This window comes from Kosakonia arachidis (assembly GCF_900116535.1).
In the GTDB taxonomy this organism is placed as follows: domain Bacteria; phylum Pseudomonadota; class Gammaproteobacteria; order Enterobacterales; family Enterobacteriaceae; genus Kosakonia; species Kosakonia arachidis.
Genome location: NZ_FPAU01000008.1, coordinates 125363 through 148107 on the forward strand (window position 1 = coordinate 125363; position 22745 = coordinate 148107).

The window sequence follows — 22745 nt, forward strand, 5'->3', positions numbered from 1 at the left end:
TAACGATTGCGTTAAAATTAACCATTGCATCCGGCATTAGTTGCAGTATCATGCGGCGGCTCTGCATGGCAGAGTACAAAAAAGTACTGGGTTCCCTCACCCCATTTACCAAAAAGGTCACAATATGACGCAATTTTCATCCTCGCAGCGCATGAAAGCGCTGGTCTGGCTTTCGCTTTTTCATCTGCTGGTGATTATCTCCAGTAACTATCTGGTGCAACTGCCGGTCGCCATTTTGGGTTTCCAGACCACCTGGGGCGCATTCAGTTTCCCGTTTATTTTCCTTGCGACAGATTTAACCGTGCGCATTTTTGGCGCGCCTCTGGCAAGACGTATTATTTTCGCCGTCATGGTGCCTGCGCTACTGGCCTCTTACGTGATCTCTTCGCTGTTCTATATGGGAAGCTGGCAAGGTTTTGGCGCGCTGGCGCATTTCAACCTGTTCGTGGCCCGTATCGCCAGCGCCAGTTTTATGGCCTATGCGCTGGGGCAAATTCTCGACGTGCATGTATTTAACCGCCTGCGTCAGAATCGCCGCTGGTGGCTTGCACCTGCGGCTTCCACCGTATTCGGTAACGCCAGCGACACCGTCGCGTTCTTCTTTATTGCTTTCTGGCACAGTCCGGATGCGTTTATGGCACAGCACTGGATGGAAATCGCGCTGGTGGATTACAGTTTTAAAGTGCTTATCAGCATCGCCTTCTTCCTGCCGATGTACGGTGTGTTGTTGAATATGTTGCTGAAAAGGCTGGCAGACAAATCTGAAATTAACGCGTTGCAGGCCAGTTAAGAGTACCGCCAGGCAGATGTGATAAGATGGATTGATTAGCCGTTATGGCTGTTTATTGAAAGGAAGAAGTCAATGCGCAATCTGGTTAAATATGTCGGTATTAGCCTGCTGGTCGTCGGGCTGGCTGGCTGTGATAACAGTGACAGCAAGAAGCCGGTTCAGTCCGCTTCAGCTGAAAGCAATGCAACAGGCCAGCCGGTAACGCTGCTTGACGGCAAGCTCAGCTTCTCACTGCCGGCGGATATGACCGATCAGAGCGGCAAGCTAGGCACCCAGTCTAATAATATGCACGTTTACTCCGACGCCACCGGCCAGAAAGCAGTGATCGTCATTGTTGGCGACAACACGCAGGAAGATCTAGCAGCGCTGGCGAAACGACTGGAAGATCAACAGCGCAGCCGCGACCCGCAGTTGCAGGTTGTGACCAATAAAGCGATCGAGATCAAAGGCCAGACACTGCAACAACTCGACAGCATTATCTCGGCTAAAGGTCAGACGGCCTGGTCGTCCGTGGTGCTGGGCAAAGTCGATAATAAACTGCTGACCCTGCAGGTCACACTGCCGGCGGATAACCAGCAGAAGGCGCAAACCGCTGCAGAAAATATCATCAATACCATCGTGGTGAAATAATCCCGATGCGAGTGGTAAAAAAGGGGATCTGCGGATTCCCTTTTTTATTGCCGAATGGCATTGTCGGCCCGCTAACCCGATAAATAGAGCGCTACCGGGTAATTATCCCTCCAATACCGGTTTTTGTTTTAATCGCCAGGCTAACAGAAAGGCGATAGCCACCAGCCCTGCCGCCGCCAGATAAATCGACGGTACGCCCGCCCATGCGATCAGCACCCCTGCCAGCGGGCCGGTAATACCCAGCGATAAATCCATAAACACCGTATAGGTCGCCAGCGCGGAACCCTGGTTATTCTGCGGTACCGCTTTTACAGCTACGACGCCCAATGCCGGGAACACCAGCGCGAAACCGGCTCCGGCAAGAAACACACCGAGTTTTGCCATCCACGGATCTACCGCCAGTCCTACCAGTACCAGGCCGAGCGTTTCGACCACAAAACAGATCATCGATACATTCAGGCCGCCAAAACGACTGACGCTGTTCGGGAACAGCAAACGTGCGCCAACAAACGCGCAGCTAAACAGCGTCAGGGCAAATGCCGCGCCGTCCCAGCCTTTGGCCGCGTAATAGAGCGTGATGAAGGTCGCTATCACGCCAAACCCCGCCGACCCCAGCGCCAGTGCCATGCCGTACGGCCAAACGCGCCCCAGCACAGCGCGAAACGGCAGCGGTTTACCTTTGCTGCCCTTCACTCTCGCCCGGGGTAATGCCAGCACAATCGCCAGCAACGCAATGCCCATAATGGTTAACGACAGACCTTGTAACTCGCCGTAACGGTAACAGAGTACGCCGAGCGGCGCCCCCAATGCCATTGCGCCGTAGGTGGCGATTCCATTCCACGAGATCACGCGACCAATATGAATGGAACCGACAACGCCCACGCCCCACAGCGTCGCACCGGTTCCGGCAAAGCTCTGCCCGATACCCAAAATCACACGCCCAAGGCACAACAACAGCAGGCTTAATATGCCAGGGCTGCCGCCCATTGCCGCCAGCAAATAACTGAGACCGCTAAGAAAGGCACCACACAGACCAAAGATAACGACCTTCTTCGGCCCCAATAAATCGGCATAGCGCCCGGCATGCGGTCTGCTGAGCAGCGTGGCGAAATATTGCAAGCTGATCACTAACCCGGCCCAGAAAGCGCTATAACCCATCACATCATGGACATAGCCAGGCAGCACCGCCAGCGGCAGTCCAATGGTGAGATAACTAGCAAAGTTAAAAATAACGACGGACAAAATCCGCAGATTGAGGCGCAATCCGCTAAGCGCCGGTTCGGCGGCATTTTCAGGCATGAAGTTTGACCCAGAAATTCACAACAGTGTTTCACTATTATCACGTCAGGGCGGAGAAATCAGCACCCACTTTAAGAATATCTCTGTCGGGCGAAGACGTTACGGGACACTACACTTAACAGGCGTGATAACAAAAGGAATGCCGCATGACACAACCTCAACCGGACCAGGCAGGTCTTCATATTCTCTTAAAACTGGCAGCGCTGGTGGTGATCCTCGCCGGGATCCACGCCGCTGCCGACATTATTGTGCAATTGCTGCTGGCGCTCTTTTTCGCCATCATCCTTAACCCTCTGGTGAGCTGGTTTATTCGCCGCGGCCTGAAACGACCGGTCGCCATTGCGATTGTGGTGCTGATGATGCTGATTTTCCTCAGCGCTCTGTTCGCGGTACTTGCCGCATCAGTGAATGACTTTATGACCCTGCTGCCGAAATACAATCGCGAATTCACGCGCAAATTTCTCCAGTTACAGGATGCCATCCCGTTCATCCAACTGCATATGTCACCAGAGCGCATACTGCAACGCATGGATTCCGATCGGGTAATGACTTTCGCAACATCCATGGCATCCCAGCTATCGAATGCGATGGTCAGCATTGTGCTGCTAGTGATGACCGTGGTGTTTATGCTGTTTGAAGTACGTCACGTTCCCTACAAAATGCGTTTTGCCCTTACTAATCCGCAGGTACATATTGCCGGGCTGCACCGCGCGTTAAAAGGCATCTCTCACTATCTGGCGCTGAAAACGCTGCTCAGCGTATGGACCGGCCTTATCGTCTGGCTGGGGCTGGTGTTGCTGGGTATTCAGTTCGCGTTAATGTGGGGTGTGCTGGCTTTTCTGCTCAACTATGTACCCAATATCGGCTCGGTGCTCTCCGCGATCCCACCGATGATTCAGGCATTACTGTTCAATGGCGCTTACGAATGCTTGCTAGCTGGCGGGCTGTTCCTGGTAGTGCATATGGTGATTGGCAACATTCTTGAACCACGCATGATGGGCCACCGTCTCGGGATGTCCACGCTGGTAGTATTCCTGTCATTGTTGATTTGGGGATGGCTGCTCGGTCCGATCGGTATGCTCTTGTCAGTACCGCTGACCAGTGTCTGTAAGATCTGGATGGAAACCACCGCCGGTGGCAGCAAGCTGGCGATTTTGCTGGGGCCAGGCAGACCGAAAAGCCGCCTGCCTGGATAAACGTTATTTTACTGACCGTCCAGGCAGAAAAATAACCAGTACACCGGTGACAATCAGCAGCACGCCAAGCCCGCCGCGCAAAGAGAAGGGTTCATGCCAGCCGGGCAACCAGATGGCAGCAGCCCACACCAGAATGTAACTCACGCTGAGCAGGGCATAAGCTTTGCTCAACGGCAAACGGTGCAGTGCAAAATACCAGCATCCCATCGACGCCAGGTAGCCGAACAGCCCGGCAATCAGCGCCAGCGTTCCTTTCTGCGGCTGTAGCAGTACCGACACAAACTCCCATGAGAGGCTCACCGGCGGCAGTGAAATCATCGCGTAACGCAGCAACAACTGCGCGATGCTGACCAGCAGTACGCTCGCAAGCGCCCATACCATGCCCCTCATCGCGTGCTCCCCAGCAGAACAATACCGGCAATGATCAGCGCAACACCCACCGCATGATGCACGGTAACCCGCTCATGCCAGATAAACCGCGCGGCCAGCGTAACCCAGACAAAATTGAGGCTTAGCATCGGATACGCCACGCCGACCGGAATACGCTGGAGTACCAGCAGCCACAGCGCCATACCTGCACCGAGCGATACCAGTGCCAGCCCCAGCCACAAACCGAGATGGATGCCACGATGTCCCGGCGGCGCGGGCCGTGTCGCCTGTTTCTGACACAGTTGCCCTACGCAACTCAACAGGCTGGCAACGAGGAGCCAGAGCCAACTGGTCATTGTGGATAGTACTGAATGAAGACCATACGCCCCTGCACGTAGACGTTATCAGGTTTCGGGATCGGCAAACGGGTAAAATCATCCGGTTTAGACTGGTGTAATATCAGCGATATCACCCCTTGCTGACGATGTTGTGCCAGCCAGTCGGTAAAACCATCCTCACTGACAAAGCGATCCTGCCCGTCAGGATACGCCATCCCATAAGTAAGCTCACCCTTAGTACCAAAGAGAATAATATCTTCGCGCTTCAACTCCCACGCCAGACCGGCTGCGACCCCGACGTTATCGGCCAGCACATAGCGACTGGGGGTAAGCGATTCGTTAACGAAGTTAATTAAGAATTGCGGTTGTTTAGAATCCATCACTTTGTCCGGGATAACAATGCCTACCAGCAGTGCAATCCCCAGCGGACATAGCGCGGCGTAAGACCATCGCTCGTGACTGGCGCGCAACGTAAACAGCCCAACCAGCGACCAGCAGAAAAAGGCAAATGCTGCCAGCGCCGCTTTATACACTTCGATCGGCGTCCATACCGGATGCTTCAAAAAGCCCAACGGCGACACCACCAGCGCGGCAACCGTGGCGATCAAACCAAAAGCAATGTTGATCCAGGCATTAATGCGCAGCGCCCGGCCATGCTCGTTGGCCACCGTCACCGCATAGCGCGCCATCAGGATAGCCAGAGGTCCGAAACACGGCAGAATATAAGTCGGCAATTTTCCCTTCGCGATGCTGAAGAAAATCAGCGGCATCACCACCCAACCCAACAGATAGAAGGCTTCGCTCAGCCCCTCTTTACGCGCCAGCCAGCCCGTTTTCAGCGCGCCAGGCAACAGCGCAAGCCATGGTAGCGAACCGGCAATCAGGAACGGAATGTAATACCAGAACGGCGCTTTGTGCTGAGCGTCCTGTTGGGCAAAACGCTGAATATGCTCCACCCAGAAAAAGTAGCGCCAGAAATCTGGCTCGCGGGCGGCAATCGTCAGCCCCCAGGGCAACACAGTCACAACGCAGCAGATCACTGCCAGCCAGCCCCAGAGCAGCACCTCTTTCCAGCGTTTCTGCACAATCACCCACGGCAGCACACCAATCACCGGCACCGCCAGTGCCAGGAACCCTTTGGTCATTACCCCCATTCCGCAGGCAATGCCCAGCAGCACATAGCCGCCAAACTTACCGCGCAGCGTGGTGGCTTTCGAGGCGAGCCAGAAGCTGAACATCGCCAGCGTCATCCACAGTGTGATCATCGGGTCGAGTACAGCATACGTGCCGATACCGTAAACCAAAAATGCCGTCAGGAATATCACACCGGAGAGTACTGCAATCCGTTTGTCGCGCCACATATTCCACGCTAGCCCACCGACCAGCAGTGCCGACAGCGCAATCGAAAAGATGGAGCCAGAACGAACCGCGAAGTTATTGTGACCAAACAGCCACTGACCAATATTGTTGATCCAGTAGCCAGCAATAGGTTTTTCGAAATAGCGCAGGCCGAGGAAATGTGGCACCACCCAGTCGCCGCTGCGCAGCATCTCCCGGCTGATTTCCGCATAGCGGGTTTCATCAGGTTGCCAGAGCAAGCGATATTCAACAGGAACGAGATAGTAGAGGGCAAATAGCGCGAACAGCGCCAGTGTAAAATAGCGGGATTTCATGACCCTGAACTCAACAGTTGTTGGCAACCCAGCCAGCCTTCCCGGCCGACCACTTCTCCGCGCACGACTTTGCCCACTGGCAACGTGGCAACATCATCCGGCAATAGCTGGCTCAACGGGCAAAAGACGATTTGCTCGCGGGCCGCCATTGTCAGTAATTCATCAAATCCATCCGCACCGATGATCCCTTCGACTTCAGCATGAATGGTATAAACCGGCGTACCGTTATCACGATGGATACAGTCGAGAAGATAGCGATTATATTCTGTGGCGCTCACCGTGGTACCGACCACTTCATCCCAGGTCGGCAACGTCACCGGGATCTGCGGAACAGCACAGGTGTTATCGGTCAGTTGCGGGCGAAACGGCTGAGTACCTCGACAATCGCTGTTATAACGGAAGTTGAATGCAGCCTTCGCTTTCACCACCCGCTGATCGGCGCGCCAGCCCGCGACGGCTGAACAGGTCACCGAACGACCGACAATCACTTCCAGTGCCAGCAGGCCCCGTTCAATCTCCGCCTCTAAACGCTTTTGATCCCATACACCGCTCCAGCGCTGCCAGCCGTGGTGATCCCAGGCGTGCAGTCCGACTTCGTGGCCCTGCGCGGTCTGACGAATAATCTCCGCATTCCCTTCACCGATTAACCGCCCCGGCCAGGCCGTTCCGGCCAGCAGAATATCCCAACCGTAGAGCGATGCCGCGCGCGAGCGCAGCATCTTCCACAGAAACTTCGGCTTAAGCAGGCGCCAGATATGGCGCCCCATGTTGTCCGGCCCGACGCTAAAGAAAAAGCTCGCCTGAGTATGGTGCTTTTTTAACAGCTCCAGCAGGCGCGGTACGCCATCACGTGTGCCGCGAAAGGTATCGACATCAATGCGTAAGCCGACATATTTCATGCTTATTTCTCGTCCGTCAGTTCGACAGTGCGCAGGAAGAAATCCAGCGTCTCGTCAATGGTCTGACGCATATCGATGGTCGGTTCCCAGTGCAGGCAGCGTTTAGCGTTACGGATGCTCGGTTTGCGGTGCTCTACATCCTGGTAGCCTTTGCCGTAATAGCTGCTGCTTTCCACTTCGCGGAAACCGGCGAATGGCGGGAAACGATCGCGCAGCGGGTGTTTCTCAAAGCTCGCCAGCAGCATTTCGGCCAGCTCTTTGATGCTCGCTTCGTTGTCCGGGTTACCGATGTTGATGATCTCGCCGTCGCAGCGCCCATCTTTATTTTCGATTATGCGGAACAGCGCTTCGATACCGTCGCTGATATCGGTGAAGCAGCGTTTTTGTTTACCGCCTTCGATCAGCTTGATCGGCGAACCTTCCACCAGATTGAGGATCAACTGGGTGATGGCGCGGGAACTACCGATGCGCGCAGCATTCAGGTTATCCAGGCGCGGCCCCATCCAGTTAAACGGACGGAACAGGGTGAATTTCAGACCATGCTTGTCGCCGTATGCCCAGATTACGCGGTCGAGCAGTTGCTTCGATACCGAGTAAATCCAGCGCTGTTTATTGATCGGACCGACCACCAGGTTTGAATTGTCTTCGTCGAAATTCTTGTCGGTACACATGCCGTAGACTTCGGATGTCGACGGGAAAATGATGCGTTTATTGTATTTCACGCAGTCACGGATGATTTTCAGGTTCTCTTCGAAATCCAGCTCGAACACGCGCAGCGGGTTACGGGTATATTCGATCGGCGTAGCGATCGCCACCAGCGGCAGCACCACGTCGCATTTTTTGATGTGATACTCGATCCACTCGGAGTGAATGCTGATATCGCCTTCGACGAAGTGGAAGCGCGGGTTGCCGAGGAAACGGCTGATCGCATCAGATCCGATATCCAGGCCGTAGATTTCGTAATTGTCGTCACGCAGCAGACGCTCGGTCAGATGGTTACCGATAAAGCCGTTCACGCCAAGGATCAGCACGCGAGTACGGCGTTTTACCGCCACCACCGGTTTGCTGGTCAACAATGCGCCAGCGACCAGCCCCAGAGACTGCGCCAGTTGCGCGCCCTGCATATAAACGCTGTTGTCGGCCTGGCCGGTCAAAATCTCCAGCGCGCCTTCACCACAGGCAACAATCAGCGGCGCAACAGACAGCACGGTGCCCGCGCGAGCCGGGCTGAGATCGGTACGTACACGGGCTTTCCAGACGATAAATTTATGAGTACCGGCAAAGCTGTAGGCACCCGGCCACGGATCGGAAACAGCACGCACCAGATTTTGCAGGGTCTGCGCCGGTTTTTCCCAGTCAAGGCGGCCATCTTGCGGCGTGCGGCGACCAAAATAGCTGGCTTTGCTCTCGTCCTGCGCGGTTTCGCTGAAGCTCTGCGCTTTAATGTCTGGCAGCACACTGCTCAGCATCGCTTTTGCCGCCTCGGAGAGCTTACGGTGCAATGAGAGGGCTTCATCATTTTCTGCAATCGCCACACGCTGCTGCGCGATAATTGCGCCCGCATCGGCACGAGCGACCATACGATGCAGGGTGACGCCAGTTTCCGTTTCACCATTCACCAGCACCCAGTTCAGCGGTGCACGGCCACGATAAGCTGGCAGCAGCGAACCATGCAGGTTGAACGCGCCAAGACGCGCGGTGTTGAGGATGTCGTCGCACAGCAGGTCGCGGTAGTAGAACGAGAAGATGACATCCGCATTGAGGTCGCGAATACGGTCAACCCACAGCGGGTGGTTAACATCATCTGGTGCATAAACCGGAATGCCACGTTCAGCGGCAATGCGCGCCACGGAGCCAAAAAAGTGGTTTTCGTTCGCGTTGTCAGGGTGAGTAAAAATCGCCGCAATCTCAAATCCGGCATCCAGTAACGCCTGTGTACCAACACATCCCATATCGTGGTAAGCAAAAACTACGGCTTTCATTGATTTTTTTCCTCTTGCGAATCATCAGATTCTTGACGGACAACACGTTGAATAAAGTAGCGGGGACGGGCGCGCACATCGTTGTAGATACGGCCGATATACTCCCCAAGCAGCCCCATGCCGATAAACTGTGCGCCGATAAAGGTGAACAGGATGGCGAAGAGCATAAACACCCCTTCCCCGGCCCACTGCGGGCCAAACGCCAGACGCAGCACCACCAGCAGTACAGCCAGCGAGAAGCCCGCCAGCGCAATAACGCTGCCGAAGACGCTCAGCAAACGCAGCGGCGTAGTAGTCAGGCAGGTCACCAGGTCGTACATCAGATTGATCAGCCGCATAAAGCTGTATTTCGAATCACCAAATTCACGTTCGGCGTGCTGCACCGGGATCTCAACCGCCCGGCGCGCAAAGGTGTTGGCAAGGATCGGGATAAAGGTGCTGCGCTCGTGGCAGTGCAGCATGGCATCGACAATATGGCGACGGTACGCGCGCAGCATGCAACCATAGTCGCCCATCGCTTTACCGGTGGTACGTTGAATCAGGCGGTTAATGGTTCGTGACGCCATTTTGCGAAACAGGCTGTCCTGGCGGTTCTGGCGCACGGTACCAACCACGTCATAACCTTCATTGGCCTTCGCCACCAGACGCGGAATCTCTTCCGGCGGGTTTTGCAGATCGGCATCCAGCGTAATGATCAGATCGCCGGTAACATGGTTGAAACCGGCCATGATTGCCGAGTGCTGGCCGTAGTTGCGGTTCAGCAACACGGCAACCACATGGCTGCCAGGCTCTTCAGCCGCGGCGGTTAACATCTGCGCGGAGTTGTCGCTACTGCCGTCATCGACCAGCAGAATTTCGTAATCAATGCCCAGCAGATTGCAGCTCGCCGTGGTGCGGCGAATCAGTTCCGGCAGGCTCTCTTGCTCGTTGTAAACCGGGATAACCACGGAAACTTTTTCGACAAGCGGTAAGGTAAACATATCAGCGCCCTGCAATGTTTCTGAGCGCATCAATGACGCGGGTTGAGTCGTCATGGGTCATATCCGGGAAAAGCGGCAGGGAACAGATACGTGCGCTATTCCACTCCGTATTGGGTAAAACAATCGGGAAGCGTTCGCGATAGTACTTCTGCGTATGTGCCGCGCGAAAATGCAGGCCAGTACCAATGCCCTGCGCTTTCAGGGTTTCCATCAATGCGTCGCGGGAGATACCGCAACGTTGTTCGTCAACGCGAATAATAAACAGATGCCAGGCGTGCTGATGCGGCCATGACGGCAGCGCCAACGGCTGGAACGGGGTATCAGCCAGTTCGTGCAAATAGCGTTGAGCAATCTCCTGGCGACGAGCATTAGCCGCCGGCAACTTGCCAAGCTGCACCAGTGCAATGGCGGCGTTGATATCAGCCAGGTTGTATTTAAAACCAGGGGAGATCACTTCCGCCTGCGGCGCGCGTCCGTGGGTCTGCCGATCGTAGGCATCCACGCCAAGCCCGTGGAATTTCAGGCTGCGAATCCGATTGGCCAGTTGTTCGTCATCCGTCACCACTAACCCGCCTTCAGCGCAGGTCATGTTTTTAATGGCGTGGAAAGAAAAAATCGCCGTACCGCGCGCACCCACATGCTGACCTTTGTAGTAGGTTCCAGCCGCGTGCGCCGCATCTTCAATCACCGGAATACCGTGCTTCTCGCCAATGGCACGAATGGCATCAATATCGGCAGGTGCGCCCGCATAATGGACAGGAATAATGGCTTTGGTTCGTGGCGTAATCGCCGCTTCAACGGCTTCAGGCGTGACCATCAGCGTATCGCGATCGACATCAATCATCACCGGCGTTGCGCCTAGCAGGACGATCATGTTGAGAGTGGAAACCCAGGTCATTGATGGGGTGATTACTTCATCGCCCGCACCAATCCCCAGCGCCATCAGCGTGACATGCATTCCGCCTGTCGCCGAACTCACCGCAATCGCATGGCGGTTACCGGTCAGCGTGCAAAAAGCTTCTTCCAGCGCCTGATTTTTCGGGCCTGTCGTGATCCAGCCGGAAGAGAGCACTTGCTGAATGGCTGCGAACTCTTCATCCCCCATCGACGGGCGCGAGAACGGTAAAAAATCACTCATCATTTTTCCTTGGCGTCAAAGACGCATAAACAGACAGCCACAAAGGCACTTTGCGACTAGTGAGTAAAATGGCGGATGAATGTTAAACCACAATATAATGACTGCACATTTTTTTATGCATTAACCATCATTCACATTGATCTGGGTATGTTACCCAAGGAATATTAGGACAAGATTAAGAAATCTGAGAAGTGACAACTTTAACAATTATAAAAAAAATTATTTTACAATAAGTTAAAGTGATAGAGGCGAAATTCAGTCTGTGATTACTGTCAAAAAAACGAAACAATTAACGCCTCTGGACTGTGTACAAAGGCGTTTTCTATGTATTTAAACAGTACATCAACAAAATAGAAATAATTAATACTATTACGCAAATAATTATTTCTATCGTTACTGTTTAAATATATTTATCTGAACAAGAAATCAGGCCAAATTCTGCGGAAAATTAGCCGGTAATTCGCTGGCGGCACAGTCTATCACACTATCGTTATTCGCGCCGCAATCGCGCACAAACGTAATGGTGGCGAATTCATCGATGACTTCGGTCGGATAAGCCGGGCCAGCCGCGCGGTAAGATTCCATCAGCGGAATGTGATCGTTCTGGAAGCAAACGGTTTTTTCCGGGTTGTTGATCACCCAGCGAGGGAAGAAGATGGTGCCGTGGAACAGGCGATCACCGAGGTTCACAATCAGGCTAACATCTGTGCCGGTCGGTTCAGTCCAGGAAATTTTATAAATACTTTCCCCCACACGAACGATATATACATACTGGTTTTTCACCCAACGGTTCGCCACGATACCGCTATGAATACGGTAATCGATAGTTTCGCCATTTTTCACGTAGATCTCGTAATTCCAGCCATTATCGTAGGTATAAACCAAATGTTTACCGATAAAACCGCTCAAATCATGTTTATCAAAAATGCTCATTTTTAATCTCCTCTGTTTGATAAAGTGATCCTACGCTCGTAAAAATCAAATGAATAACGCTATATTTGCATCATATTCATTCAATTTTTAGATGAGTTATGCACAAAACTACACTGGAACAATGGACGCTACTGCAAAAAGTGGTGGAGTTGGGCAGCTTTGCGAAAGCCGCTGACGAAACGCACCGCAGCCAGTCATCAGTGAGCTACAACCTGGCACTATTGCAGGAAAGGCTGGGCGTTGCGTTGCTGGTACAAGAAGGGCGTCGTGCGGTGCTGACACCTGCGGGCGAACTGCTGCTCAACCAGGTGAAACCGCTGCTAAAAGCCTTCGACTGGGTCGAAACCCGCGCGGCAACGCTGCGTAACGGTATGCGCACCCAGCTGGATCTGGTGGTGGATAACATTTTTCCCCGCGCACGCCTGTTCGCCATCCTGCGCCAGTTCCAGCAGCGCTATCCGCAAACGCAGGTACGATTGACTGAGGTGCTGGAAAACGCTGCCAACAATCTACCGGTGTATGCCCAGGCGGATGTGATGGTACTGACCCGCCGCCAGGACACCACCGGGCGCGGCGAATGGCTGATGAATATTGATTTTGTTGCCGTCGCGCACCGCGATCACCCGCTGGGCGCAGCGCAGCAGGTGAGCGAAGAGATGCTGGCCGAATGGCCATTAATCCGCATTGCCGAGAGCGATCCCCGTCAAAACCACAGCGCGCAGGAGTCGTGGACCTTTTCCACTATCGATGCGGCGATAGAAGCAGTGCAGTATCAGGTCGGCTATGGCTGGCTCCCGGAAGAGCGCATCCAGACCTTGCTGACAAACGGCGTGCTGAAAGTGCTGCCGCTCAGCCACGGTGCACGACGCGCCACGCCGCTGCATCTGATCGTCAAAAAAGACCTTGCGCCGCTGGATGAACAGGTTGAGCTTCTGTTGCAACTCTTTAAGGCATAGCACCTGTCGCGTTATTGGCTAACGCTGGACTCAGCCTCACGCCCAACGCCGTCAGCCATCTTATGCGCCGTGCGCCGGGAGATAAATCCATATGATCCGCATGGCTTTTGATCCAGGACAGGCCATCAGTATGACGAATAAATAAAATCGTCATACTTTGTCTCCACAGACTTTCGTCAGGGAATTCAACGTGTCCTTCTTTCGCCACGCCGCCGCGCTGCTGTTATGCGCCTCTTTTGCCGCCAAGGCGGCGCTACCAACATTGACCACAGCCTGGCCGGTAAATGTTGGCCCACTCAACCCACACCTTTACACGCCGACCCAGATGTTCGCCCAGAGCATGGTGTATGAACCGCTGGTAAAATATCAGGCTGACGGCAGCGTAAAACCGTGGCTGGCCACACAGTGGACGCACTCGGAGGATGGCAAAACCTGGGTATTTACCCTGCGCGACGGCGTACTGTTCTCCAACGGCGAGCCGTTTAATGCCGAGGCCGCCGCAGAGAACTTCCGTGCGGTGCTGGATAACCGCCAGCGCCATGCCTGGCTGGAACTGGTAAACCAGATAACTGACGTCAAAGCCCTGAGCCCCAGCCAGCTACAAATCACCCTGAAAAGCGCCTACTATCCGTTTCTGCAAGAACTTTCCCTGCCCCGCCCGTTTCGCTTTATCGCCCCGTCGCAATTTAAAAACCAGCAAACCATGAACGGCATTATCGCGCCGATCGGCACCGGGCCATGGGTATTGCAGGAATCCCGGCTCAATCAATATGACGTCATGGTGCGTAACGAACGTTACTGGGGCAAAAAACCGGCAATCGGCAAAGTCGTTATCAAGGTCATCCCCGATGCCACCAGCCGTGCAGTGGCGTTCGAAACCGGTGACATCGACCTGCTCTACGGTAACGAAGGGCTGCTGACGCTGGATACCTTCGCCCGCTTCAGCCACAACCCGGCCTGGCGCACACAGCTTTCCGCACCGGTAGAAACGGTGATGCTGGCACTTAACTCCACGCACACGCCAACCAGTGAGCAGGCGGTGCGTGAAGCGCTGAACTACGCGGTGGATAAAAAAACGCTGATTGATGGCGCACTCTATGGCACGCAGCAAGTCGCCGACACCCTGTTTGCGCCAACAGTGCCTTACGCCAATATTGGACTCAAACCCCGCGGCTACTCGCCGGATCGGGCGCGGACACTGCTGGAAAACGCGGGCTGGACGCTACCCGCCGGGAAAACCATCCGTGAAAAAGCGGGCCAGCCGCTGCATATTGAGCTGGCGTTTATCGGCACTGATGCGCTGAGCAAATCGATGGCGGAGATTATCCAGGCCGATCTGCGCCAGATAGGTGTCGAGGTGGCATTGGTGGGTGAAGAGGAGAGCAGCATTTACGCCCGTCAGCGCGATGGCCATTTCGGCATGATTTTCAACCGTAGCTGGGGCGCGCCGTACGATCCGCACGCCTTTATGAGTTCCATGCGCGTACCGTCCCATGCTGATTACCAGGCCCAGCGCGGGCTGGCGGATAAAGCAATCATCGACCGCGAGATCGGCGAGGTGCTGACCACCCGCGATGAACATGCTCGCCAGGCGTTGTACCGCGATATTCTCACACGTCTGCATAACGACGCGGTTTATCTGCCAATCAGCTATGTGTCGACGATGGTGGTGGCAAAACCAAAACTGGGGGCGATTCCGTTCGCGCCGATTGCGTCTGAGATCCCCTTCGATCAGATTTCTCCGGAGACGGTGCAATGAGCCGCTATTTACTCCGTCGCCTGCTCATTCTGATCCCGATGATCCTCGCCGCATCAGTGGTGATTTTCCTGCTGCTGCGCCTCGGTACTGGCGATCCGGCAATCGATTATTTACGCCTTTCCAGCCTGCCACCAACGCCGGAGATGATTGCTGCTACGCGGGTGCAGCTTGGTCTCGATCAGCCACTGGCCGTGCAATATTTTCACTGGCTATGGCGCGCACTGCACCTCGACTTCGGCATCTCCTACGCCACCCAGCGCCCGGTTCTGGACGACGTGCTGCACTTTCTGCCCGCCACATTGCAACTGGCGGGCGTGGCGCTGGTGCTGATTCTACTCATCTCGGTACCGCTTGGGACCATGGCTGCGCGTCATCGCGACGGCTTACCGGACTTTATCGTGCGCGCGATCGCCTTTCTCGGCGTGTCGATGCCCAACTTCTGGCTCGCTTTTTTGCTGGTGATGTTCTTCTCGGTGCACCTGCAATGGCTGCCTGTACTGGGTTATGGCAGCTGGCAACACCTGATTTTACCTGCACTGTCGATTGCGCTGATGTCCCTTTCGATCAACGCCCGTCTGCTGCGCGCCAGCATGCTGGAAGCGGCAGGCCAGCGCCATGTCACCTGGGCACGGCTGCGTGGTTTAAACGAAAAGCAGACTGAGCACAGGCATATCTTGCGTAACGCCGGACTACCGGTGATCACCGCAATGGGCATGCATATTGGCGAGCTGATTGGCGGCACGATGATCATCGAAAACATCTTTGCCTGGCCCGGTATTGGCCGCTATGCGGTGTCAGCCATTTTTAACCGTGACTACCCGGTGATCCAGTGCTTTACGCTGGTAATGGTGGTGGTGTTTGTTCTGTGCAACCTGGTGGTGGATCTGCTGAGCGCCGCACTGGATCCTCGCATTCGCCATCATGAAGGAGCGCACTGATGCACTTTTTCCTCACTGCGCGCTGGTCAGTACGTGGCGCAATGCTGATCCTATTCCTGCTGCTGTTGATTGCGCTAACTTGTCAGTGGTGGGTGCCATTCGATCCGCAGGCCATTAATCTGCCTTCGCGCCTGCTGCCGCCCGACAGCCAGCACTGGTTCGGCACTGACCACCTCGGGCGCGATATCTTCTCCCGGCTACTCGCCGCCACTCGCGTGTCGCTCGGCGCAGTGATGATTTGCCTGCTGCTGGTGCTGGCGTTGGGGCTTGCCGCAGGTGGTTGCGCCGGGCTGCTGGGTGGACGCGTCGATCAGGTGATTATGCGCGTGGCGGATATTTTCATGACCTTCCCCACGTCGATCCTGTCGTTTTTCATGGTCGGCGTGCTCGGTACCGGGCTGACCAATGTGATCATCGCCATCGCCCTTTCCCACTGGGCATGGTACGCGCGCATGGTGCGCAGCCTGGCGATCTCCCTGCGCAGCCGGGAATATGTACTGGCGGCACGCCTAAGCGGTGCGGGCTACCTGACGCTGTTTCGCGACCATCTCGCGGGCGCGGTAATCCCCTCGTTACTGGTACTGGCGACGCTGGATATTGGTCATATGATGCTGCACGTAGCAGGCATGTCGTTCCTCGGGCTTGGCGTGACCGCGCCTACGCCGGAATGGGGTGTGATGATCAACGATGCACGTCAGTTTATCTGGACGCAACCCCTGCAAATGCTGTGGCCGGGGCTGGCGCTGTTTATCAGCGTGATGGCGTTTAATCTTCTGGGCGACGCCCTGCGCGACCATCTCGATCCTCATCTGGTTACGGAGCACGCACACTGATGCCTGAACAACTCTCTCTGGAGCGTCTCACCCTGCATGCCGACAGGCCGCTGGTACAGGGAGTCTCGCTGACGCTGCAACGCGGGCGTGTACTGGCGCTGGTCGGTGGCAGCGGCTGCGGTAAATCTCTGACCTGTGCGGCAGCCCTCGGCGTGTTACCGGCTGGGGTGCGGCAGATAAGCGGCCAGTTGCGGCTGGATGCGCAGCCCATCAGCCCGCAGGCTTTGCGTGGCGTCACCGTCGCCACGGTAATGCAAAACCCGCGCAGCGCCTTTAACCCGCTGCACACGATGGCCGCGCACGTGCGGGAAACCTGTCTGGCGCTCGGCAAACCGGCTGATGACGCGACGTTAATTGCCGCGCTGCACAGCGTTGGGTTTGAAGCAGCGCAGCGCGTACTGGCCTGTTATCCCTTTGAGATGAGCGGCGGCATGTTGCAACGCATGATGATTGCCATAGCGCTGCTCAGCGATGCGCCCTTTATTATCGCCGACGAACCCACCACCGATCTTGATGCCGTGGCGCAGGCGCACATCCTCGATCTACTCGATGGAATCGTACAACAACGCCAGCCAGGCATGCTGCTGGTGACGCATGATATGGGCGTAGTTGCCCGTCTGGCGGATGATGTGGCGGTAATGGATAACGGGAACATTGTCGAACGCGGCCCGGTGACGGCGCTATTTACGGCACCGCAGCATCCGGTCACCCGGCAGTTAGTCGCGGCGCATCTGGCGCTGTACGGCATGGAACTGACACAATGAATATTCTTGAGGTTAACAGCTTATTCCATCGCTACCAGCAACAGCCGGTGCTGCAGTATCTCTCCCTGCAACTTAAACGTGGCGAAACCGTGGCGCTGCTCGGGCGCAGCGGTTGCGGTAAAAGTACGCTGGCGCGGCTGCTGGTCGGGCTGGAAGCCCCGCACGCAGGTGAAATTTTCTGGCAGGGCGCGCCGCTTTCCCGGCTTAATGCCCGCACACGTAAAGCGTTTCGCCGCGATATCCAGATGGTGTTTCAGGACCCGCTCAGCGCGGTGAATCCGCGTCACACGGTGCGCGAGATCCTGCTTGAGCCGCTGCGCCATTTACTGGCACTTAACAGAGCGGAGCAGCAGACGCGTATTGCGCAGTTACTTCAGGATGTCGAGCTGGATGAGGCGTTGCAGCATAAGCGCCCGCCGCAGCTGAGCGGTGGCCAGCTTCAGCGCGTCTGCCTGGCGCGGGCGCTGGCGGTAGAGCCGGGGTTATTGATCCTCGACGAAGCGGTCTCCAGCCTTGATGGCGTGCTGCAAGCCGGGATGATCGCGCTGCTGAAGCGCCTGCAACAACGTACCGGCCAGGCGTGCCTGTTTATCACCCACGACCTGCGGCTGGTCGAACGTTTTTGCCAGCGCGTGATGGTGATGGAAAACGGCGCAATTGTTGAAACGGTGGCGGTCGCCGCGCCACTGCGCTTTACCTCCACGGCAGGCCAGGCATTACAACAGGCGGTGCTACCCGCCTTCCCTTCCCCACGACAAAGAAGAGCGCCATGCAACGCGTAACTATTACCCTTGATGATGACCTGCTGGAAACGCTGGATAACCTGAGCGAACAGCGCGGCTACAACAACCGCTCGGAGGCACTGCGCGATATTTTGCGCAGCGCCCTGACGCAAGAATCCACACAGAACAGCGAGCAGCAAGGCTATGCCGTACTCTCCTACGTTTACGAGCATGAAAAGCGCGATCTGGCGAGCCGCCTTGTCGCCACGCAGCATCACCATCACGAGCTTTCTGTTGCTACATTACACGTGCATATCAGTCACGACGACTGTCTGGAGATCGCCGTACTGAAAGGCAAAATGGGCGATGTGCAGCATTTCGCCGACGATGTGATTGCCCAGCGCGGCGTGCGCCACGGCCATTTGCAGTGCCTGACCGAGAAATAGCTATACCGCGTAACGTAGGATGAAAAACTGCTCCGCCTGGCGCAGCGCCAGGCGGAGCAGTTTTTAACGGTGCCAGCCTCCACGCGTAATGGCGCAACAATTGGCAACGGTTCTGCGGCACAAGTGCTAGCCTTAATTATTTGTAAAATCCAACTGGCAAGGAGCGGACGATGAAGATTGAGCTGCACGATAAAGTCGCGCTGGTCACCGCCTCAACGGGCGGGATAGGCTTTGCAATTGCGAAAGGTCTGGCGCAGAGCGGTGCGGAAGTGATCCTGAACGGACGCAGCGAAGGGTCGGTCAACAAGGCGAAAGAAGCGCTGACAAAACAGGTGCCGGGCGCGCGTCTGCGCACGGTGATTGCCGATCTCGGCTCAGCGCAGGGTGTGCAAACACTGCTAAAAGCGGCGGCGGAGGCCGACATTCTGGTCAACAACGCCGGGATTTACGGCCCGCAGGATTTTTACGCTACCGATGATGAAACCTGGGAAAAATACTGGCAGACCAATGTGATGTCCGGCGTGCGCCTTTCCCGCGCGCTGCTGCCGGGCATGGTGAAAAAAGGCTGGGGCCGCGTAGTGTTTATCTCTTCGGAATCGGCACTGAATATTCCGGCGGATATGATTCATTACGGGGTGACGAAAACTGCGCAACTCTCGCTGGCACGCGGGCTGGCAAAATTCGTCGCCGGTAGCGGTGTGACAGTTAACAGCGTGCTGCCGGGGCCGACGATGTCGGACGGTTTTGCCGATATGATGAAAGACGAGATCGAGAAAACGGGTAAGTCGCTGGAAATGCTGGCGAAAGAGTTTGTGATGGCGCACCGCCCAAGCTCGGTCATCCAGCGCGCGGCCACCGTCGAAGAGGTAGCAAACATGGTGGTTTACGTCTGCTCAAAACAGGCTTCGGCCACTTCCGGCGCGGCGTTGCGCGTCGATGGCGGTGTGGTGGACGATATTGTCTGAGCCCGAGTATGCCCTATGCCCGGCAGCCGTTTTAACCGGCCGCCGGGAAAGGTGAAGAGAAATAATCTTCAGGGCCAGTTGGGGTAGAAGTGCGCCATCAAAATCATAAACAGCGGCGTTGTTACGGTAGAGAACAGTGTGGAAAGCAGCATGCTGGTTGCCGTTGCGCCCTGCAATACCTGAAACTTTTGCGCCATCAGATAGACATTGATCCCCACCGCCATTGAGCCTAACAGCACCACCACCTGGCTTTCCTGCCGCGGCAGATGCAGCAGATACGCTATCGCCCAAATCAGCCCCGGCATCAGGATCAACTTCAACAGGCAGATGACGCCGCTTTCGCGCAGCCCTTTGCGGATTTGATAGCGCGACAGGCTCATACCGAGGGTGATAAGCGTCAGCGGCGCAGCCACCTGCGCCACCATGCTGACCGGGCTATCGAGGAAGGTGGGCACCGGGCGATGGAACAGGAAGCTCCAGGCAAAACCGGTGAAAATACCGATGATAATCGGGTTACGCAGTACGCTAAGCAGCGTTTTGCCAATTCCGCGCAGCGAGAAGCTACCATTCTGCGCCCACTCCACCGACACAGTGACCAGTGTCCACAGGATCAGGCTGTTAAACACCAAAACCAGCGCCACTGAGGCGAGACTCGCCGGGCCAAGCAGGATCACCGCCACCGGAATGCCGAGCATCACGTTGTTAGAGAAGATGCCCGCGAGGCCAAACACCGAGGCGGAAACCGAATCCAGACGGAACACGCCTTTCGCCAGAATCCGCCCGATCACATAGATCACAAAGCAGGTGCCGAAATAAGCAATCAGCAACCGCACATCCACCGCCGGGCTTTCGTAGAATTTACTCATTACCTTGAACAGCATGCAGGGAATTGCCACGTTAAAGCAGAAGCGGTTTAACCCCTCATTGACCGATTCCGGCCAACCGGCAAAGCGCCCCAGCGAGTATCCCAGCGCAATCAGTAAAAAGAGCGGCGCAGAGAGCAGCAGTTGCTGCACAAGCTGGCCGAAAAATTCAGCTGTATCCATCCCTTACCCTGTTGATATTGAAAAAAGTGATTTTCTTTTTGTTTTCCGCAGTATAGGGGATGGTTTTGTGTACGTCTGCTTGCCTGGTGCCCGTTTTGTGAGAAATGGCTTGCGCCTGGAAATCTCAAAAAAGGGTGTGGAACTAAAACGGGGGGCTTACAATTACTCCCAACTTCCGTAATTGTTTCTTTGCGCTATTACTTATTGCATCATTATTAGCAGCGCTAAGTAACTTTAATTTTTCAATAGCATCTTTATTATTTATTTTTGCCAGAGCTCTTATACATTTATCTGCCAACACGAAATCTTCATCATAATCGCGATAACTGAGATTTAATAAGGCTGCGTGGTATAGGGCATTTACACTTGACGCACTCTTATAGAAATCCAATAGTCTAACCAATTCTTCATGCTTTTCATGCCAATCATCTGTAATTAAATCATTTAGGACATCTATACATTTGAACTCATAACTTACCACAGCAGCAAGATATAGTAATAGATCAACGAATTCACCATCCTTCGCTTCACGGGCTAAGATAAGCTCATTGCATATATCTAACTCTCCATACGCATCGTTGAATTCATTAAAAAATCTTGAAAATTTAATATCTTTTTTCATTAACGAAACGATCAAATTTTTCTTTTCAGGTATCATATATATTAATTTAACCTCTCAAAATTCTTAATGCCCTTATTGTATATTTCTAACGTTTTACTTTTCACAAACCCGATATTTATTTGATCGCCCTTAGCTTACCCGTCATACGCAAGTACTGATAGTCTTCATGGCTCATCGAACGGTAAAACTTAGTAGTTCCACAACCTGCCAACACCAGCGGGTCAACCACATAGGTATATGTATTCAGCCTATCCAACTGGTCAATCAGGGGGTAGGTTATTTCGTGGTAGCGGAAAGTGTTATAGTGCAGCTAAATTTATTGTTTATACAAATGGTAACTGATGGAAATATGCCGGAAAGATACCTTTCCGGTCATTAAAAACGTATTTAGCGTATTTAGCGTATTTAGCGTATTTAGCGTATTTAGCGTATTTAGCGTATTTAGCGTATTTAGCGTATTTAGCGTATTTAGCGTATTTAGCGTATTTACAATACATTCTATCTGTAAAAAACGGCAAATCAGCTTAAAAAATTCTTTCTATATATTCATTAACTTTAGAATTAACATTCGAAATCAACTTTAAATCACTCCCAGATGTATGTTTCAGGGCGCCTTCGAGATTGTCATGCAGTACAAAAAAACCATATGCCGTTTCTTTAGGCACAACTTCTTCACCTTCATAAAGATCACAGAATTTCTCTAGCTGAAGATACAAATCATCAATATCCTCCTTGTTTAAATCATCAGCAAGTCGGATCTTCTCAACCAGATTCATGATTGCTTCATTTAGGCTTGAAAATTTTTCGCTCATTAATTTCACCTATTAAAGAACAGTTATCGCACTAGCAGGTATAGGGGCATCAAATAAAACCTCAGCAGATCCTTGAGCTAATCGCCGTGCAAACCCATTGCCTAATAGCTCAAGGCCTTTTTCTGATGATATATCAATTGCCCCTCCTGGAAATTTACTTAAGTCGATCTCCATGCTCCTATTTCCTGGGCCGCCTGGCCGAGATACCTTTGCTATTTGCAAAGCTATAAGAACGATTTAGATATATCTCTTTGAATTTCCCCGACATAGCAAGCTTATTGGCAATAACTTCAGAAAATTGATTATGTCCAGGCGTTTTATCAACCTGCCCAGTGCCATAAATTTTAGTCCCATTAACTTTGCGGACAGAACATACCGCAAGCCCGAAAGGATCGATCCAGCTCTGTGGATTCGGCACATAGGTATACGTATTCAGCCCACCCAGCAGCCCTATCGGGTCCATCTGGGCGTAGCAGCCGCCGGTCGGGTCGTAGTAGCGGAACGTGTTGTAGTGCAGCCCGGTTTCGCGGTCGAGGTACTGCCCCTGGAAGCGCAGGTTCTGCGGGGTGTCCCACCTCAGCGTGTCGTTTTCCTGCTCTGCGCGTCCCCATGCGCTGAACGCGCCGCGCCAGACGATATCGCCGTTACTGTCGGT

The 22745-nt window shown here is 54.2% G+C and carries 25 protein-coding genes; 11 read left to right on the forward strand and 14 right to left on the reverse strand.

Annotated features, from left to right (window positions below):
* Nucleotides 1-124: 124 nt before the first annotated feature.
* Complete coding sequence (locus BM427_RS21955; protein WP_090125872.1) at nt 125-790, forward strand: 7-cyano-7-deazaguanine/7-aminomethyl-7-deazaguanine transporter; 666 nt, start codon at nt 125-127, stop codon at nt 788-790.
* Between the two features lie 72 nt (nt 791-862).
* Nucleotides 863-1420, forward strand: coding sequence for a DcrB family lipoprotein (locus BM427_RS21960; protein WP_090125875.1), 558 nt, complete (start codon nt 863-865; stop codon nt 1418-1420).
* Between the two features lie 102 nt (nt 1421-1522).
* Here the strand turns inward: BM427_RS21960 and BM427_RS21965 are convergent, their stop codons facing one another.
* Nucleotides 1523-2719: an MFS transporter gene (locus tag BM427_RS21965; RefSeq protein WP_090125879.1), complete on the reverse strand. Its 1197-nt coding sequence runs from the start codon at nt 2717-2719 to the stop codon at nt 1523-1525.
* A 146-nt stretch (nt 2720-2865) separates the two neighbouring features.
* Here BM427_RS21965 and BM427_RS21970 point away from each other — a divergent pair, with 146 nt between their 5' ends.
* Nucleotides 2866-3915, forward strand: a complete 1050-nt coding sequence (locus BM427_RS21970; protein WP_090125880.1) for an AI-2E family transporter — start codon at nt 2866-2868, stop codon at nt 3913-3915.
* Between the two features lie 3 nt (nt 3916-3918).
* Here BM427_RS21970 and arnF read toward each other — a convergent pair whose 3' ends face one another.
* The 8 genes from arnF to BM427_RS22010 form a co-directional block, all read right to left on the reverse strand.
* Entirely contained in the window at nt 3919-4305 is a 387-nt protein-coding gene (gene arnF, locus BM427_RS21975; protein ID WP_090125883.1) for a 4-amino-4-deoxy-L-arabinose-phosphoundecaprenol flippase subunit ArnF, read from the reverse strand.
* Nucleotides 4302-4640 (reverse strand): 4-amino-4-deoxy-L-arabinose-phosphoundecaprenol flippase subunit ArnE, encoded by a 339-nt coding sequence (gene arnE, locus BM427_RS21980; RefSeq protein ID WP_090125886.1) that lies wholly within the window; start codon nt 4638-4640, stop codon nt 4302-4304. The genes arnF and arnE overlap by 4 nt, the downstream gene beginning before the upstream one ends.
* On the reverse strand, nt 4637-6295 hold the full coding sequence (gene arnT, locus BM427_RS21985) for a lipid IV(A) 4-amino-4-deoxy-L-arabinosyltransferase (RefSeq protein WP_090125888.1): 1659 nt from the start codon (nt 6293-6295) through the stop codon (nt 4637-4639). Before arnT ends, arnE begins: the two co-directional genes overlap by 4 nt.
* Nucleotides 6292-7194, reverse strand: coding sequence for a 4-deoxy-4-formamido-L-arabinose-phosphoundecaprenol deformylase (gene arnD, locus BM427_RS21990; protein ID WP_090125891.1), 903 nt, complete (start codon nt 7192-7194; stop codon nt 6292-6294). The genes arnT and arnD overlap by 4 nt, the downstream gene beginning before the upstream one ends.
* A gap of 2 nt (nt 7195-7196) precedes the next feature.
* A complete protein-coding gene (gene arnA, locus BM427_RS21995) occupies nt 7197-9176 on the reverse strand; it encodes a bifunctional UDP-4-amino-4-deoxy-L-arabinose formyltransferase/UDP-glucuronic acid oxidase ArnA (RefSeq protein WP_090125894.1) in 1980 nt (659 codons plus the stop codon).
* A complete protein-coding gene (arnC, locus tag BM427_RS22000; protein WP_090125947.1) occupies nt 9173-10156 on the reverse strand; it encodes an undecaprenyl-phosphate 4-deoxy-4-formamido-L-arabinose transferase in 984 nt (327 codons plus the stop codon). Before arnC ends, arnA begins: the two co-directional genes overlap by 4 nt.
* Nucleotide 10157: 1 nt before the next feature.
* Entirely contained in the window at nt 10158-11294 is a 1137-nt protein-coding gene (gene arnB, locus BM427_RS22005; RefSeq protein ID WP_090125897.1) for a UDP-4-amino-4-deoxy-L-arabinose aminotransferase, read from the reverse strand.
* A gap of 426 nt (nt 11295-11720) precedes the next feature.
* Nucleotides 11721-12227, reverse strand: a complete 507-nt coding sequence (locus tag BM427_RS22010; RefSeq protein WP_090125900.1) for a phenolic acid decarboxylase — start codon at nt 12225-12227, stop codon at nt 11721-11723.
* 98 nt (nt 12228-12325) lie between these two features.
* Between BM427_RS22010 and BM427_RS22015 the strand changes: the two genes are divergently transcribed.
* From BM427_RS22015 to BM427_RS22050, 8 genes are all read left to right on the forward strand, one after another.
* Nucleotides 12326-13183, forward strand: coding sequence for a LysR family transcriptional regulator (locus BM427_RS22015; RefSeq protein ID WP_090125902.1), 858 nt, complete (start codon nt 12326-12328; stop codon nt 13181-13183).
* Nucleotides 13184-13373: 190 nt separating this feature from the next.
* The gene (gene nikA / locus BM427_RS22020; protein WP_090125905.1) at nt 13374-14942 is read left to right on the forward strand and encodes a nickel ABC transporter substrate-binding protein; all 1569 of its coding nucleotides are present in this window, start codon (nt 13374-13376) and stop codon (nt 14940-14942) included.
* Complete coding sequence (gene nikB / locus BM427_RS22025; protein ID WP_090125908.1) at nt 14939-15880, forward strand: nickel ABC transporter permease subunit NikB; 942 nt, start codon at nt 14939-14941, stop codon at nt 15878-15880. The genes nikA and nikB overlap by 4 nt, the downstream gene beginning before the upstream one ends.
* Entirely contained in the window at nt 15880-16713 is an 834-nt protein-coding gene (nikC, locus tag BM427_RS22030) for a nickel ABC transporter permease subunit NikC (RefSeq protein WP_090125911.1), read from the forward strand. Before nikB ends, nikC begins: the two co-directional genes overlap by 1 nt.
* Nucleotides 16713-17477, forward strand: a complete 765-nt coding sequence (gene nikD / locus BM427_RS22035; RefSeq protein ID WP_090125914.1) for a nickel import ATP-binding protein NikD — start codon at nt 16713-16715, stop codon at nt 17475-17477. Before nikC ends, nikD begins: the two co-directional genes overlap by 1 nt.
* The gene (nikE, locus tag BM427_RS22040; RefSeq protein WP_090125917.1) at nt 17474-18259 is read left to right on the forward strand and encodes a nickel import ATP-binding protein NikE; all 786 of its coding nucleotides are present in this window, start codon (nt 17474-17476) and stop codon (nt 18257-18259) included. Before nikD ends, nikE begins: the two co-directional genes overlap by 4 nt.
* Nucleotides 18247-18645 carry a nickel-responsive transcriptional regulator NikR gene (nikR, locus tag BM427_RS22045; protein WP_090125920.1) on the forward strand — a complete coding sequence of 133 codons (399 nt, stop codon included), beginning with the start codon at nt 18247-18249 and terminating at the stop codon, nt 18643-18645. Before nikE ends, nikR begins: the two co-directional genes overlap by 13 nt.
* 170 nt (nt 18646-18815) lie before the next feature.
* Nucleotides 18816-19610 (forward strand): SDR family NAD(P)-dependent oxidoreductase, encoded by a 795-nt coding sequence (locus BM427_RS22050; protein ID WP_090125923.1) that lies wholly within the window; start codon nt 18816-18818, stop codon nt 19608-19610.
* A gap of 68 nt (nt 19611-19678) precedes the next feature.
* On the opposite strand, the gene BM427_RS22055 is transcribed toward BM427_RS22050, so the two are convergent.
* The 5 genes from BM427_RS22055 to BM427_RS26265 all read right to left on the reverse strand — a co-directional run.
* Nucleotides 19679-20656: an AEC family transporter gene (locus BM427_RS22055; RefSeq protein ID WP_090125926.1), complete on the reverse strand. Its 978-nt coding sequence runs from the start codon at nt 20654-20656 to the stop codon at nt 19679-19681.
* A gap of 142 nt (nt 20657-20798) precedes the next feature.
* Nucleotides 20799-21278 (reverse strand): hypothetical protein, encoded by a 480-nt coding sequence (locus BM427_RS22060; protein ID WP_244316538.1) that lies wholly within the window; start codon nt 21276-21278, stop codon nt 20799-20801.
* Between the two features lie 524 nt (nt 21279-21802).
* A complete protein-coding gene (locus BM427_RS22075; RefSeq protein WP_139234447.1) occupies nt 21803-22090 on the reverse strand; it encodes a hypothetical protein in 288 nt (95 codons plus the stop codon).
* Nucleotides 22091-22102: 12 nt separating this feature from the next.
* On the reverse strand, nt 22103-22264 hold the full coding sequence (locus tag BM427_RS26545; protein WP_167518548.1) for a hypothetical protein: 162 nt from the start codon (nt 22262-22264) through the stop codon (nt 22103-22105).
* Between the two features lie 4 nt (nt 22265-22268).
* A partial coding sequence (locus tag BM427_RS26265) for an RHS repeat-associated core domain-containing protein (protein WP_302848384.1) occupies nt 22269-22745 on the reverse strand: 477 nt, incomplete at its 5' end.